The 14,595-nt window shown below is 71.6% G+C and carries 14 protein-coding genes; 7 read left to right on the plus strand and 7 right to left on the minus strand.

What is annotated here, in order from left to right:
* Window positions 1-34 precede the first annotated feature (34 nt).
* On the minus strand, window positions 35-1,780 hold the full coding sequence (locus IG98_RS0101170) for a proline--tRNA ligase (RefSeq protein WP_030904207.1): 1,746 nt from the start codon (window positions 1,778-1,780) through the stop codon (window positions 35-37).
* A gap of 77 nt (window positions 1,781-1,857) precedes the next feature.
* Window positions 1,858-2,499: a hypothetical protein gene (locus IG98_RS0101175; protein WP_157594096.1), complete on the minus strand. Its 642-nt coding sequence runs from the start codon at window positions 2,497-2,499 to the stop codon at window positions 1,858-1,860.
* A gap of 112 nt (window positions 2,500-2,611) precedes the next feature.
* On the opposite strand from IG98_RS0101175, the gene IG98_RS0101180 reads away from it, so the two are divergent.
* From IG98_RS0101180 to IG98_RS0101200, 5 genes are all read left to right on the plus strand, one after another.
* Window positions 2,612-3,607 carry an acyl-CoA dehydrogenase family protein gene (locus tag IG98_RS0101180; RefSeq protein ID WP_030904209.1) on the plus strand — a complete coding sequence of 332 codons (996 nt, stop codon included), beginning with the start codon at window positions 2,612-2,614 and terminating at the stop codon, window positions 3,605-3,607.
* Between the two features lie 121 nt (window positions 3,608-3,728).
* Window positions 3,729-4,796: an LLM class flavin-dependent oxidoreductase gene (locus tag IG98_RS0101185; protein WP_030904210.1), complete on the plus strand. Its 1,068-nt coding sequence runs from the start codon at window positions 3,729-3,731 to the stop codon at window positions 4,794-4,796.
* Window positions 4,793-5,941, plus strand: coding sequence for a class I adenylate-forming enzyme family protein (locus IG98_RS0101190; RefSeq protein ID WP_030904211.1), 1,149 nt, complete (start codon window positions 4,793-4,795; stop codon window positions 5,939-5,941). The genes IG98_RS0101185 and IG98_RS0101190 overlap by 4 nt, the downstream gene beginning before the upstream one ends.
* Before the next feature lie 54 nt (window positions 5,942-5,995).
* Window positions 5,996-7,552 (plus strand): AMP-binding protein, encoded by a 1,557-nt coding sequence (locus IG98_RS0101195; protein ID WP_245651355.1) that lies wholly within the window; start codon window positions 5,996-5,998, stop codon window positions 7,550-7,552.
* Window positions 7,553-7,858: 306 nt separating this feature from the next.
* The gene (locus tag IG98_RS0101200; protein ID WP_037969098.1) at window positions 7,859-9,187 is read left to right on the plus strand and encodes an FAD-dependent oxidoreductase; all 1,329 of its coding nucleotides are present in this window, start codon (window positions 7,859-7,861) and stop codon (window positions 9,185-9,187) included.
* 59 nt (window positions 9,188-9,246) lie between these two features.
* Here the strand turns inward: IG98_RS0101200 and IG98_RS0101205 are convergent, their stop codons facing one another.
* Window positions 9,247-9,750 (minus strand): hypothetical protein, encoded by a 504-nt coding sequence (locus IG98_RS0101205; RefSeq protein ID WP_030904214.1) that lies wholly within the window; start codon window positions 9,748-9,750, stop codon window positions 9,247-9,249.
* A gap of 171 nt (window positions 9,751-9,921) precedes the next feature.
* Between IG98_RS0101205 and IG98_RS0101210 the strand changes: the two genes are divergently transcribed.
* Window positions 9,922-11,124: a DUF6986 family protein gene (locus IG98_RS0101210; protein WP_051751324.1), complete on the plus strand. Its 1,203-nt coding sequence runs from the start codon at window positions 9,922-9,924 to the stop codon at window positions 11,122-11,124.
* A 6-nt stretch (window positions 11,125-11,130) separates the two neighbouring features.
* Here the strand turns inward: IG98_RS0101210 and IG98_RS0101215 are convergent, their stop codons facing one another.
* The 3 genes from IG98_RS0101215 to IG98_RS0101225 form a co-directional block, all read right to left on the minus strand.
* Entirely contained in the window at window positions 11,131-11,805 is a 675-nt protein-coding gene (locus IG98_RS0101215; RefSeq protein WP_030904216.1) for a copper homeostasis protein CutC, read from the minus strand.
* Between the two features lie 43 nt (window positions 11,806-11,848).
* Window positions 11,849-12,454, minus strand: coding sequence for a GNAT family N-acetyltransferase (locus IG98_RS0101220; RefSeq protein ID WP_030904217.1), 606 nt, complete (start codon window positions 12,452-12,454; stop codon window positions 11,849-11,851).
* 332 nt (window positions 12,455-12,786) lie between these two features.
* Window positions 12,787-13,533 carry a GntR family transcriptional regulator gene (locus tag IG98_RS0101225; protein ID WP_030904218.1) on the minus strand — a complete coding sequence of 249 codons (747 nt, stop codon included), beginning with the start codon at window positions 13,531-13,533 and terminating at the stop codon, window positions 12,787-12,789.
* A gap of 136 nt (window positions 13,534-13,669) precedes the next feature.
* Here IG98_RS0101225 and IG98_RS44390 point away from each other — a divergent pair, with 136 nt between their 5' ends.
* Window positions 13,670-14,023, plus strand: coding sequence for a hypothetical protein (locus IG98_RS44390; protein WP_037969100.1), 354 nt, complete (start codon window positions 13,670-13,672; stop codon window positions 14,021-14,023).
* Window positions 14,024-14,208: 185 nt separating this feature from the next.
* On the opposite strand, the gene IG98_RS0101235 is transcribed toward IG98_RS44390, so the two are convergent.
* Entirely contained in the window at window positions 14,209-14,595 is a 387-nt protein-coding gene (locus IG98_RS0101235) for a Zn-ribbon domain-containing OB-fold protein (protein WP_030904219.1), read from the minus strand.

The raw sequence follows: 14,595 nt of genomic DNA on the forward strand, positions 1-14,595 counted from the left end.
GGGACGAGATCGTCGCCTCCCCCGGCCGACGGGTTCACTCCTCGCAGGCCGCCACGACGCGGTCGACCGCCTCGGCGAGCGGGATCTCCTCCTTGGTGCCGGTGGCGCGGTCGCGCAGTTCCACGACGCCCTGGGTGAGGCCCCGGCCGACGATCAGGATCGTCGGCATGCCGAGCAGTTCGGCGTCCTTGAACTTCACGCCCGGCGAGACCCCGGGGCGGTCGTCCACCAGGACGCGCAGGCCGCGGCCCTCCAACTCCTCGGCGATCTGCACGGCGGCCTCGATCTGGCCGTCCTTGCCGGTGCCCACGATGTGGACGTCGGCCGGGGCGATCTCGCGGGGCCACAGCAGGCCGAGCTCGTCGTGCCGCTGCTCGGCCAGCACGGCCACGGCGCGGGAGACGCCGACGCCGTAGGAGCCCATGGTGATGCGGATCGGCTTGCCGTCGGGGCCGAGGGCGTCGAGCTTCGCGGCGTCGGCGTACTTGCGGCCGAGCTGGAAGATGTGGCCGATCTCGATGCCGCGGTCGATGGAGAGGCCGGAGCCGCAGACCGGGCAGGCGTCGCCCGCACGCACCTCGGCGGCCTCGATGGTGCCGTCGGCGACGAAGTCGCGGCCCGCGACGACGTCCGCAGCGTGCTTGCCCGGCTCGTTGGCGCCGGTCACCCAGGCGGTGCCGTCGACCACGCGGGGGTCGACGAGGTAGCGGATGCCGAGATCCCGCAGGACCTGCGGGCCGATGTAGCCGCGGACCAGGCCCGGATGCCTGGCGAAGTCCTCGGCCTCGAAGATGGCGGGCTCGCCGGGAGCCAGGGACGCCTCCAGCCGCTTGAAGTCGACCTCGCGGTCCCCGGGCACGCCGACGACCAGGGTCTCGGTCTTGCCGGAGCCCGGGACGGTCACCTTGACCACGATGTTCTTGAGCGTCCGGGCGGCGGTGATGCCCAGGCCGTGGTGCTCGTTGACGTGGTTGACCAGCGACTCGATGGTCGGGGTGTCGGGGGTGTCGAGCACCCGCATAGCGGGACGCTCGCCGGTGCCCTCGGCGGCCGGGGCAGGGGTGACGACGGCCTCCGCGTTGGCCGCGTAGCCGCAGTCGTGGCAGGCCACGAAGGTGTCCTCGCCGGTGGCCGCGGGGGCGAGGAACTCCTCGGAGGCCGACCCGCCCATCGCACCCGAGGTGGCGAAACAGATCTTGTAGGCGATGCCGAGCCTGTCGAAGGTCTTGATGTAGGTCTCACGGTGGCGCTCGTAGGAGTGCTTGAGACCCTCGTCGTCGAGGTCGAAGGAGTAGGAGTCCTTCATGACGAACTCGCGCCCGCGCAGGATGCCGGCCCGGGGCCTGGCCTCGTCGCGATATTTCGTCTGGATCTGGTAGAGGGTCACCGGATAGTCCTTGTAGGAGGAGTACTCCCCCTTGACCATGTCGGTGAACATCTCCTCGTGGGTGGGACCGAGCAGGTAGTCGGCCCCCTTACGGTCCTTGAGGCGGAAGAGCGTGTCCCCGTACTCGGTCCAGCGGCCGGTCGCGTCGTAGTACTCACGGGGCAGGAGCGCGGGGAAGAGCACCTCCTGGCCGCCCATCCGGTTCATCTCCTCGCGCACCACACGCGTGACGTTCTCCAGGACCGTCTTGCCGAGGGGGAGCCAGGAGTAGACGCCGGGGGCGACGCGGCGGACGTAACCGGCGCGGACGAGCAGCTTGTGGCTCGGGACTTCCGCATCTGCCGGGTCGTCCCTCAGCGTTCGAAGAAACAGCGACGACATGCGCAGCAGCACGGCTACTCCTAGCTAGTGGGGATCGATGCTCTACAGGCTATCGAGTCCGGCAAGCCGATTGTCTGCCATCGACCGCTTTAGATTCCGGTGCTGAGGAAGACGAAGTGGAAGGCCCCGAGGGCCAGCGCGATCAGCGCGGAGCAGATCCGGTCACGCCTGCGGGCCAGTGAGATCAACATTCCCACCGCGAGTGTGAGCATGACCGCCACCCCCCATGGCCAGAAGCCTGGAACGTGCTCGGGGCCGGGCAGCATCTTGTCGGTGCCCTCGCACAGGGCCAGCCCGACCGCCCCTCCGGCCGCGAGAGCTCCCCAGCGGTCGGGGCGCTTGGTCAGATAGCAGAGGATCCCGACCGTCACGAGGTTGACGAGTGTGAGGTTCATCGTGGTGACGTCGTCACCGAGCCTGATGAACCAGTCCTCCGGCTCGAAGACGGTGGCGGCCAGCACCGAGAGCAGCGGCCCGAACGCGGCGAGCATGCTGGAGAGCGCCGCCCAGCCGAAACCGGCCGCGGTCCGCCCCACGACGACGAGGAGGAGGAGGTACGCGTACGAGTTGTAGACGGCGTAAGGCAGAGCGGGCCCGTGGGCCAGCAGCGCTCCGACGCCACCCAGCAGCATCCCCACGAAGAGCGACAGGACCATGTGCCGGAGAATGGCGCGATCTCGTCGGTCCCCCGCGACGAAGTCAAGCGTGTAGTTGCGTTCTACCAAAGCCACCGATCCCCCGATCACCTGTACTCGTGGCCACCGGCAGTATATCTGACCTGCAATAACGCCCAGAGTGAGGCAAATTTTACGAAGCAAGCGAGCGCTTGGTTATGCTGTTGCCGTGAGTCTTTTCGCGAGCGTTTCCCCACCCCTTTCCGAGGAGCGGCTGGAGCTCCGTGACGCGGTCCGCTCCTTCCTCGCCCGGTACCCGGACGCCCCCTGGGGCCGGTTCGCCGCCGAGCTGGGCGTGGCCGGCCTGGCGGTCCCCGAGGAGTACGGCGGCGCGGGCTGCGGCATGGCCGAGGCGGCCGTCGTGTGCGGGGAGGTCGGCCGCGCCCTGTCACCCCACCCCTACCTGCAGACCGCGGTGCTGGCCGTGGAGGCGATCAAGGCCACCGGCGACCGGGCGGCCATGGCCAGGCTGCTTCCCGGCATCGCCGAGGGCACCGTCACCGCGACCGTGCTGCTCCCCGGCGACGCCGAACTGGTGCTGGACGGCGACCGGCTGACCGGGATCGCCCGGCACGCCCTGGACGGCGAGCTGGTGCTGGCCTACGCGGGCGGCGCACTCCTTGAGGCCGTCCCCTCCTCTCGCACGCCACTGCCCACCCTGGACCAGACCCGCCCGCTCACCACGCTCGCCTTCGACGCCGTCCCCGCCGTCCGGATCGGCCCGGGCGCGGCGCACGAGCGGGTCCGCGACCTGGCGGTCGCCGCGCTGGCCGCCGAGCAGGTGGGCGGGGCGGCCCGCTGCCTGGAGACCGCGGTGGCCCACGCGAGACAGCGCCACCAGTTCGGCCGCCCGATCGGCTCCTTCCAGGCGGTCAAGCACAAGCTCGCCGACGTGCTCCTGCTGGTCGAGTCGGCCCGCTCGGCCGCCCTGGCCGCCGCACGCGCCCCGCTGGAGGAGCTTCCCGTCCGGGCCGCCGTCGCGGGCTCCTACTGCACGGAGGCCTACCTGGCCGCCGCGGGCGAGAACATCCAGGTGCACGGTGGCACCGGCGTCACCTGGGAGCATCCGGCCCATCGCTACTTCAAGCGGGCCACCTCCGACGCCCAGCTCCTCGGCACCCCGCAGGCGCACCGCGCCCGCCTGGCCGCCGCCGCGGGCCTGTAGGGAGGGCACACCTCACGGGTCGGCTTGTTGCCGTCCCGGCATGCTGGTAATCTCGCCAAGCGAGCGCTTGGTTAAGTGAAGGGCCTCGGCCGGGGGTCGGATGGACACAACGGAGGCGTGGATGACGTCCCTAAGGATCAGCCTGGGCTACGAGCTGGAGGTTCGCGGACGCTCCCGGGAGGTCGAACAGCAGACGTTCCGCAACGTGATCGACCAGGTGGTCCTCGGAGACCGGCTGGGGTTCGACACCGCGTGGTTCGTCGAGCACCACTTCACCCGGGGCTTCTCCCACTCATCGGCCCCCGATCTCGTGCTGGCCGCCATCTCCCAGCGCACCGAGCGGATCCACCTCGGCCTGGGCGTGGTGCTGCTGCCCTTCCAGTCGCCCATCAGGACCGCCGAGCGCGTCGCGACCCTCGACGTCATCTCCGGCGGCCGGGTGGAGTTCGGCACCGGACGGGGCGCGTCCCCGCTGGAGTACCAGGCGTTCCAGAAGCCCTTCGAGAAGTCGCGGCAGATCTGGGAGGACTCGCTGGAGGCCACCCTCGCCATCTGGAACGCCGACGGCGAGCCGATCAGCCGGTCCAGCGAGTTCTTCGAGATCCCCGACGTCTCCGTCTACCCCCGACCGGCCCAGGTGCCGCACCCTCCCGTGTGGGTGGCGTCCACCTCCCTGGAGGGCTACCTGGCCGCGGCCAGGCACGGTTACAACCTGCTGGGCATGACGATGCTCAAGGGCCTCGACGACGTCGCCGAGGACATCGCGAGCTACCGGCGGTGCCTGGCCGACAACGGCTTCGACCCCGACAGCCGGCGGGTCGCGCTGATGATCCCGTGGTTCGTCGGCAGTACCAGGGAGCAGGCGTTCGAGATCGCCTCCGACCCGGTCCTGTGGTACATCCGGCGCCAGGTCAACCTGGTCACCCCTCCCGACTACTACGACGCCCGGCACGCCACCCACAAGGTCCTGGGCCAGCTCGCGGCCGGCATGCCCCCCGAGGAGGCCATGGCCACGCTCCGCGAGCACCACATGGTCGTGGTGGACGACGTGGAGGGCTCCCGGAAGGCCACGGCCCGCATCGCCGAGGCCGGGGCCACCGACCTGATCCTGCAGGCACAGGTGGGCGGTCTCTCCCACGAGCACGTCTGCGAGTCGATGCGGCTTTTCATGACCGAGGTGATCAATTGACGACGAACCCGGCGACCCGCGGCGACGGTGCCGCGCCCGCCTCGAACGCGGCGCCCGCGGGAAACGTCCCACTCGGCGCGCCCTCCGTATGGCTGACCAGGGACGACCTCGCCACCGGTGGCCGTAGCGCGTCCGGGCTGCTACTGGTCTCCGCCGACGCCGGCAGCGTGACCCCCGCGGGCGAGGTCGGCGAGCTGACCGCCGCCTACGCCGCCGCACTGCGGGCGGCGGGCGTGGACGGGCGGGACCGGGTGGTGGCGGCGCTGTCGGGCGACGGCGAGCTGGCGGGCCCGCAGTGGGCGTGCGCCGCCGCCGAGGTCGCGGCGGCGGGTGCCTCCGTCGGCCCCCGGGGCAGGCTCAGGCTGCACCACGCGCTGGAGTCGCTGGGCGCGACCACCCTGGTGATCACGCCGACCGGTGCGATGGACCTGCTGGCCCGACTACACCTGGAGTTCCTGCTGGACCCGCTGGACCTGGGTCTGCGGCACGTCGTGCTGACCGGGGAGATCGCCTCGCGCCGCACGATGTCGCATCTGGCGACGGAGTTCGGGGCACGGGTGACGGAGGTCTACTGCTCGCCGTTCACCGCGGTGCCACTGGGCTGGCGGTCCGCGGAGTCGGCGCCGCTGACCCTGCTCGTGCCCGGCTCGGTGGGCCTGGCCCCGCTGGAGAAGGACGAGCTGCAGGCACCGCCGTACGCCTCGGGGCCGGCCGAGCTGGTCGTCGCCGGCGCGCGGGCCGGGGAGGCGGTGCGCACCGGCCAGGTGGTCAGGGTCTCCGGCGGGGAGGCGGTCCCCGCCCCCGAGCACACGGTCGGCGACCACGTGCTGGTGCGCGGGGTGTGGGTGTCGCTGAACCGGATCCAGCGGGCGCTCAACAAGATCGACGGAGTCTCCGGCTGGGAGCTGGGCGTCTCGCGGCAGGGCACGCTCGACGCCGCGGTCCTGACCGTGACCTTCAAGCGGGAGAGCCTGGTCAAAAATCCCATGTGGAGGTCGCGTCTCCAGCAGTCGGTCAAGGCGCTCACCCCGGTCACGATCGCCGTCGAGATCTCCGACCGGATCTCGGAGACGGTCTCCCCCGGCGTGGTGAACGACACGCGAGGCCACCACCTGGGCAGGGATCGCACAGCCATCGCCCGCTGATCCACGAAAGGCGCGACCGCTATGGAAGTACCCGGCTGGCGGACGATTCCCCGTATGCTCCGCGCCCTGGCCGACGATCATCCCTCGGACGTCGTCGTGGACGACGGGACGGTCCGGCTGACCCTCGCCGAGCTGCGCGACCGGGCGGGCGAGGTCGCCAGGGGCCTGATCGCGCTGGGCGTGCTGCCTGGCGACCGGGTCGCCGTCTGGGGCCCGAACGACGCGCACTGGGTGATCGCCGCGTTCGGTGTCTGGGACGCCGGTGCGGTGCTCGTACCGCTGTCCTCGCGCTACAAGGGCATCGAGGCCGCCGCGACGCTCCGCTCGACCGGGACGAGCGTGCTGATCACCGGGCACGGTCACGACGGCGCCGTGCTGGTCGACCTGCTGGCCGAGGCCGCCGGCGAGACGGGCGGCGGCCTGCCCTTCGCCGGCCTGCCGGACCTGCGGCACTCGATCGTGCCCGAGGGGCTGGAGCGGCCCGGCTCGGCGCGGCCCTCGCAGGTGCTCGTCGCCGGCTCCCTCATCGGGCGCGCCGAGGCCGAGGAGCGCGCGCTGGCCGTACGACCTGACGACCTGTGCGAGATCATCTCCACCTCGGGCACCACGGGCACGCCCAAGGGCGTGATGCTCGAACACGGCCGGATGCTGCGCGGTTACTGGGACTGGGCGGAGATCGTGACGCTCGGCCCCGGCGACCGCTACCCGGTGATCGCCCCGTTCGCGCACGGTTTCGGACTCAACGCCGGGCTGCTGGCCTCGGTCATGCGCAGGGCCACGATGATGCCGATCGCCACGTTCGGCCCCGACCGGCTGGCCGGCCTGATCCGCGACGACGGGATCACGATCCTGGCCGGACCTCCGACGCTGTTCCACCGGCTGCTGGAGGAGACCGAGATCGGCGAGCACTCGGTGCGCGTGGCGATCTGCGGGGCGGCCTCCGTCCCCGCCGAGCTGATACACAGGCTGCTTGAGCGGATCGGCCTGGAACGCATGATCAACGCGTACGGGTTGATGGAGGGCACGGTCGTCTCCATGACCAGGGCCGACGACCCCGTCGAGGTCGTCGCGGGCAGCACGGGCCGCCCCGTGCCGGGCATGGAGGTGCGGATCGTCGACGATGACGGCCGGGAGGTACCGTGCGGCGAGCGCGGCGAGGTCCTCGTCCGCGGGTACGGGGTCATGCGCGGTTACTGGGGCGAGCCGGGGAGGACGGCCGAGGTGATCAGGGACGGCTGGCTGCACACCGGCGACATCGGCGCCCTCGACGCCCGCGGCGACCTCGCGATCGTGGACCGTAAGAAGGAGCTGTTCATCGCCGGGGGGTTCAACGTCTCCCCCGCCGAGGTGGAGGGGCTCCTGCTGCGGGAGGGCTCCCTGGCCCAGGCAGCGGTGGTCGCGGTGCCCGACCGGCGGATGGGCGAGGTCGGCTGGGCGTTCGTGGTCCCGAGGCCGGGGGCGGCCGTCGAGCCGGAGAAGGTCATCTCCTGGGCCCGCGACAACATGTCCAACTACAAGGTGCCCAGGCGGGTGATCGTGGTCGACGCCCTTCCCGTCACCGGCAACGGGAAGATAGACAAACGCGCCCTGCGCGCACGGACGACCCCGTAGACAACGCACGGACGACCCCGTGGACAAGCGCGCGAGCGGCCCCGTGAACGGGTGGGCGCACCGAAGCGGGCGTCTCAGCGGCACGTCCTCGGGGGTAGCGGGCACACCTTGTTCGCGGGGAATGCGGAGAACCTCCGAGGCACGTGCTTTCACGGCGGACCGGGCCCGCCGGGAACACCGTGTTCGCAGGGAATGTTCGGAGATATGGGAAACGTATCCGCCGGGCGCCCCGCGCCGGGTGACCGGTTCGATCACAACGGACCGCCGAGACTGGCCCGGCGGGCACCGGTAATGGAGAATCGCGTCATGACCGCCAGCTCCCTGGGAGGCGATGTGTCGCTGCGAGTCGCGATCGTGGGATCGGGGCCTGCCGGGATCTACACGGCCGAGGCCCTGAGGAAACAGGCCACCGTGCCTCTGCGGGTGGACGTGCTGGAGCGGCTGCCGACCCCGTACGGGCTGGTGCGCTACGGGGTCGCCCCCGACCACGCCTCGATCAAGTCGATAGCGGGCTACCTGCGCGGTGTGCTGGAGCTTCCGGACGTGCGGTTCCTCGGCGGTGTCGAGTTCGGCAAGGACATCGGCGTCGCCGATCTGCTCGACTGCTACGACGCCGTGGTCTACTGCACCGGCGCGATGGTGGACCGGCGGATGGGCATCCCCGGCGAGGACCTGCCGGGCAGCGTGGCCGCCACCGACTTCGTCAACTGGTACTGCGGCCATCCCGACATGCCCGGTGACCGCTTCGTCCTCGACAGCCCCGAGGTCGCGGTGATCGGCGTGGGGAACGTGGCGGTCGACGTGGTGCGCATCCTGGCCAAGACCGCCGACGAGCTGCGCGCCACCGACGTGCCGCAGGAGGTGCTCGACCGGCTGGCCGCCAGCGAGGTGAAGGCCATCCACATGATCGGCCGCCGGGGACCCGAGCACGCCAAGTTCACCCTGAAGGAGCTCAGGGAGCTGGGCGAGCTGACCAACGCGGACGTGCGGGTGCGGCCCGAGGAGAGCGCCGCGGACGTCTCGACGGCGTCCCGGCAGATCAGGGGCAACGTCGAGGTCCTGCAGAGCTGGGCGGCCCGCGGCCTGACGGGCCGTCCCCGGCGGCTGGACGTGCGGTTCTGGATGCGTCCGGTGGAGATCCTCGGCGAGGGACGGGTGGAGGCGCTCAAGCTGGAGCGAACCCGGCTGCTGGACGGCCGGGTGGTCGGCACCGGCGAGTTCGAGACCCTCCCGGTCGGCATGGTGCTGCGCTCGGTCGGCTACCAGAGCGTGCCACTACCCGGCGTCCCCTTCTCCGAGGCCACCATGACCGTGCCGAACGAGGCCGGCCGGGTCCGCGACCGCGAGTACGTGGCGGGCTGGCTCAAGCGCGGTCCCAGCGGTGTGATCGGCACCAACAAGTCCGACGCCGCCGAGACGGTCCGCACCCTCCTCGCCGATCTCGCCGGCCGCGATCCGGTGCGCCGCACGGACCCCGACGAGCTTCTCGCCTCCCGGGGCATCTCGCCGATCACCTACGAGCACTGGCTGGACATCGAGGCCGCCGAGGCGACACTGGCCAGGTCCCTCGACCGGGGCGAGCGGGTGAAACTCCTCGGCCTCGCCGCCATGCTCACCGCCTGCGGCCGTCAGTGACACGGCCGCGGCCACGCCCGGAGAACCGGGGTGTGGCCGCGGCCGGGACGCCGTTCGCGCTACTCGCCGTTCTCGGTACCGCCCTGGTCGGAGCCCTGCCCCTCCGTCGGGCCCTGCGGGTCGACGCCGCCGTCCCCGCCGTCACCGCCGTCACCGCCGCCGTTCTGCGGCGTGCAGGAGATCGCGAAGTTCGCCTTCTTGGAGACGACCTTGCGCGGGCTCAGCACCTGGAGCGCCTGCCAGCCCTTCAGGTTGCCGCGGAAGGTGGCGCGGTCCTTCAGGGTCTTCGTCCCGCTCACCTTGACGGTCTTCACCGCACTCTTGGAGCCGTCGCCCCTGAGCCAGCGGTAGGCCACCACGGTGGGCGCGCTCACCGTGATCTTCGCCGTGAAGCCGACGGTCACCGGGCACTTACCGGTGTGCCTGGCCGGACCCGCCTTCACCACCACGGCCACCTTGGGCTTCGCGGGCGCGGCCGCCGCGGCGGCCGGAGCCGCCGGCGTCATCAGCAGTACGGCCAGCAGGGACCCGGCCAGCGCGGAGAGCCCCTTGAGTCTGTTCATGTCATCCCATCGCCGAGTGATCGAACTCCGACGGCAAAGTCTAGCCATGGTGACTTGTGATCCGGTTGGGACCGGCTGAGACCGCTGATCGGCGTGGGACGACGGTGACCGGAGGCGAACGGCTGCGGCTAAAGTGCGTTCAAAACGGCACGTCCGCGGAGGAGTACCAGCATGCGCGTCACGCTCGCCGACCCGTCCGCCCTGATCCCGGGCTTCGAGCGGGTCCACCGCGAGCAGTCGGCGCTGTACCCGTACGGGCCGGTCGGATGGCAGCCGGTGCACACGGTCTACGTCCCCGCGGACCGGTTCGACGCCGGGACGGTGCGGGCCTGGGGCGACGCCGCGCTGGAGCTGATGCGGCGGCACCTGCCGCAACGCGAGCTGGCCGCGATCCTCGGCGTGGGCGGGGACCTCGCCGGAGCCGTCCACGGCCGGGTGGCCGCCAAGCTCGGCGCGGAGCCCGTCGAGGACCTGCGCGTCGACTTCGAGGACGGGTACGGGCAGCGCCCCACGGAGGAGGACGGTCACGCCTCCGCCGCCGCCGCGGCGATCGCGGCCATGCACGCGGCCGGCACGCTCCCCCGCCGCTGGGGACTACGGGTGAAGTCGTTCGCCGACGGCGACCCGGTCCGCTCCCTCAGGACGCTGGACGGCTTTCTCACCGGTGTGGTCGAGCGGGCCGGGCAGTTGCCCGGGGGATTCGTGGTCACCTTCCCGAAGGTGCTGATGAGGGCCTACCTCCACCAGTTCGCCGACTGCCTGCGGGCACTGGAGGACGGGCTGGGCCTCGACGAGGGCGCGCTCCGCTTCGAGATCCAGGTCGAGGCGCCGCAGACGGTGCTGTTCCTCGACTCCGGCCTGGTCGCCTCCCTGCGGGGCAGGCTGGCCGCGGCGCACTTCGGCGTCTTCGACTACACGGCGAGCTGCGGCCTGCCCCCGCACGAACAGCGGCTGGACCATCCCGTCTGCGATCACGCCAGGAACGTCATGCGGACGGTCTTCGCCGGGACCGGCGTGGAGTTGTCGGACGGTTCGCTGGCGGCCTCCCCCGCCTCGGATGACCGGAGAGCCGTGCAGGAGCTGTGGCGGCGCCACGCGGAGCTGGTCGGGCACTCCCTGGGCCACGGCTTCTACCAGGGCTGGGACATGCACCCGTCACACCTGGTCAGCCGGTACGCGACGGTCTACGCCTTCCACCTGTCCCGTTACCGGGAGTACACCCACCGGGTGCGCGCCTGGCAGGAGCGGCGCGAGGCGGGCGAGGGCGTGATGGACGAGCCCGCCACGATCAAGACCATGACCGCCGCCCTGCGCCGCGCCGACCTGGCCCTGGGCCCCGCCCCGGCCCCCCCGGCCGATCACCGCGAGACCTGACGCGCCTCAGTCGATCAGGGCGCGCCACTGGCGGACCCGGCGCTCGTCGACCGGGTCCGACCAGGACGCCCGCACGGCGCTGCCGACATGGAAGGCACGCACGCCGTACTCCATCAGCACCCCGACGTGGCCGGGCCTCAGCCTGCCCCCGGCCATGATCAGCGGGCCGTCGCCCGCCTCGCACCGGGTCTTGAGCAGCGGCAGCCCGTCCGCCACGCCACCGGGCGCACCCGAGGTGAGCACGGTGGCGAGGTTGGGCAGCAGGCGGACGGCACGCCAGCTCGCCTGGGTGTCGGCCGCGTGGTCCACCGCCCGGTGAAAGGTCCAGGGCAGCGGTGCGACCGCGTGGATGAGCGCCTCGGTGGCGGCCAGGTCGACCGCCCCCGCCCGGTCGAGGAACCCGAACACGAACCCGGCCGCGCCCGCGTCGGCGAGCGCCCTGGCCTCGCGGCTCAGGGTCTTCAGCGACTCGGGCGTGGCCAGGAACGAGGCCTCGCCACGCAGCATCACCATCTGCGGCAGCGCGCACTCCTTGGAGATCGCCGCGACCGTCTCCGCAGCCGGGGTGAGCCCGTCTACGGCCATGTCGGCGACGACCTCCAGGCGATCGGCGCCACCGGCTTCGGCCGCGACGGCATCACGCACGTCAAGCGTGATCACCTCAAGCAAGGATCCGGTCATGAATGGAGGCTATCGGATGGGTTTGCCCTGGGATCGCCGTGGTTCAGACATGCTCAGGGACGGACGACCCGCGCCGGTCCGAGAAGGACAGCGCGAGGCCGGACGCGTGGGCACGCAGGCCCCCCGGCCGCTGGAACAGGGCCCCGGAGGCGCGATGCGACAGGTCGACCGTGCGGAGGTGCGCGAAACGCTGTCCCCGATAGTAGTCCTGGAGCCGCGAGTTGTCCTTGGAGCAGTCAAGCCTGAGCCATCTTCTCCCCAGGGCCAGGACCCGCAGGCCCGCCCAGTCGAGCAGCGCCTCTCCCAGCCCCCGGCCGGCGTGGGCGCGCGCCACGGCCAGCTTGTGGACGTAGAGCGCCGAACCGGGGTCGTCTCCCGGAGCCCAGAACTCGGGGTCGGCGTGGGCGTCCAGGGCGAGGGTCGCGGCGGGCCCGTCCTCCCCGTCCAGCAGGTACATGACGCCCTCGTCGATCAGCGGGGTGATGCGCTCGGCGGGGAAGCCGGCGGCGGGCCACTGCCGCACGCCGCGGCGGTTCAGCCACCCGGCGGCCTCGGCGAGGAGTGCGAGCACCCCGTCGAGATCACCGTCCGTGGCCCTGCGCAGCGTGAACGGGCGCACAATGGTGGGACTGGCGGTGTTCGAGTGCATGGTTCATCCCTTCGTTGCGTTCGGTACGCGAGTTGACACGGAGCGTGTTCACCTGATGGCGCACGGCACCCATGTCGGGCTAGGCGGATGCCTAGGGGCTGGGGGCGAGCGGCGGGGAGACGCCGGTCGGAGTGAGAGGCGCGGGCGGCGCGAGGGGGCCGGGCCGGAGAGCGACGAGCGGGGGGACCTCGGGCGAGACGGCCCGGCCCGGGGAGGATTCGGCCCGGAGTGCGCCGGGTGCCAGGAGAACGGCCGCCCCGCAGGCGCGGCCCGCCGGGCGCCCGCGGCACGGACGGAGTGGGAGCCGGCCCGTCAGGGCGGTTACGGAGATGTCAACGGCTTTCCAGCTCGTACCTGATCAGGTGCTTGTCCGCGGGCAGCACCGACACCGCCACGCGCACGGGGATGTCCTCCGCGTCGTAACCGACCCGGACGTAGACGACGACCGGCGTGCCGAGCTGGAGCTGGAGCCGCTCGGTCTCCGCGCTGTTGGGCATCCGCGCCCAGATGTCGTCCACCATCCGCACCTGGCGGTGGCCGAGCTCCTCAAGGACCTTGTTGGCCCCGCGCCTGATGTCGCCGGGACGGGTGATCTCGGAGTCGGCGACCAGGGCCAGCGGGAAGTAGGAGTCGTTGGTGTTGTACGGCTGGCCGTCCACGAAGCGCAGCCTGCGGCGGACCACGGCGAGCTCGTCGTCCGGGAGCTCCAGCCTGCTGGCGATCTCCTCGGCCGGTTGCACGATCGAGACCTCGATCTCCTGGCTCGGCGCGCGCCCCTCCTGCGAGACCGCCCAGGCGAAGGCCTCCAGGGTCTCCTCGCCCCGCGGCTGCAGCTCGCGCTGGGGGTGCATGAGCAGCGGACGGCGCTCTCGCACGACGGTGCCCCGGCGGGGGGTGCGGGTGACCAGGCCCTCGTTCACGAGCTCACCGAGAGCCAGCCGCACGGTGTTCCGGCTCACCTGGTGCACGAGCATGAGCTCCGCCTCGGTCGGCAGCTGATCCCCCGGTCCGAGCGCACCGGAGTAGATGGTCCTCCTCAGATCGGAGGCCACCAGCTGATACAGCGTTGACCGCGCCATTAAGTCCCCTTTGTGCCAACAAAACTAGACGATCTGGTTCTAGCGGGGAACAGCCCCTTGACCCAACCTCCCAAGACCCGCATCATCCAATCGTTGGTACAAATCCATCGAAAGGTCAGCGAGGGGGTGGAGACCGGTGCTGTCGGTCCGCGTGGATGCGCCGTACCCGCCCTGGCGCGACCCCCGCGAGGCGACGCGTCTGCTGCGCTACGCGTTGCACCGCCAGGGGTTCACCCACACCTACCAGAGCAACGGAAGCGGGATGTCCGTGCTCTCGGTGCTGACCGAGCTAACCGTTTGGTGCAAGAACGGGTTCTTCGTCTGGAACGAGGACGGCATCGAGTCCTCGCATCCGGCCGACGACCCGGCTGGGGCGGCCCGCCTCATCTCGCAGCACTACCGGCGGCCCACGCCTGACGACGACCTCGCGGAGGAGGTGGCGGACCACCAGGTCCGCGCCTTCGCCGACACAGACTCCGAGCGCGACTAGCGGGCGGAGGACCCCACCCCTCGCCGGGGTCCTCCGCCATCGCGCCGGAGCGGAACGCGTCCTGGCGGGTCCCCCACGCCCGCCAGGGCGCGCTCCCCATCTCCGGAGCGCGACCTGCGGGAACGGGACCCGCCGGGGCGCACCCGTACCGCGGCCCCGACGATGAGCCCCGCCGCGAACGCGCCTCAGCCGAGCGGACGCCAGTCGATCAGCGACAACTCCTCGTCCACCTTTCTGAAGCACGCCCGGACGGGCAGACCGGCGACCGGCGGCTCCGCCCCGCGCCAGTTGCCGTACATGACGCATTCGGGCGCCTCGTCCAGCCGCACCATCACCACCGTGTACGGCTCGCTCACCCCGGCCAGGAAGGGCTGGTGGCTGACGATCCAGCTCTCGACCCGGCCGGCCGGGGCGACGGGCTCCCAGTGCCACTCGCGGGTCCTGCAGCGGTGGCAGTAGGCGCGGGTGGGAAAGCGCGGCGTGGCGCAGGAGTCGCACCGCTGGAGCACGAACTCCCCGGCGGCGGTCCGCCTCCACCACTCCGCCGAGTCACGATCGGCAACCGGACGCAC

Origin of the sequence: Streptosporangium amethystogenes, assembly GCF_000721075.1 — a bacterium.
GTDB classification, from domain to species: domain Bacteria; phylum Actinomycetota; class Actinomycetes; order Streptosporangiales; family Streptosporangiaceae; genus Streptosporangium; species Streptosporangium amethystogenes.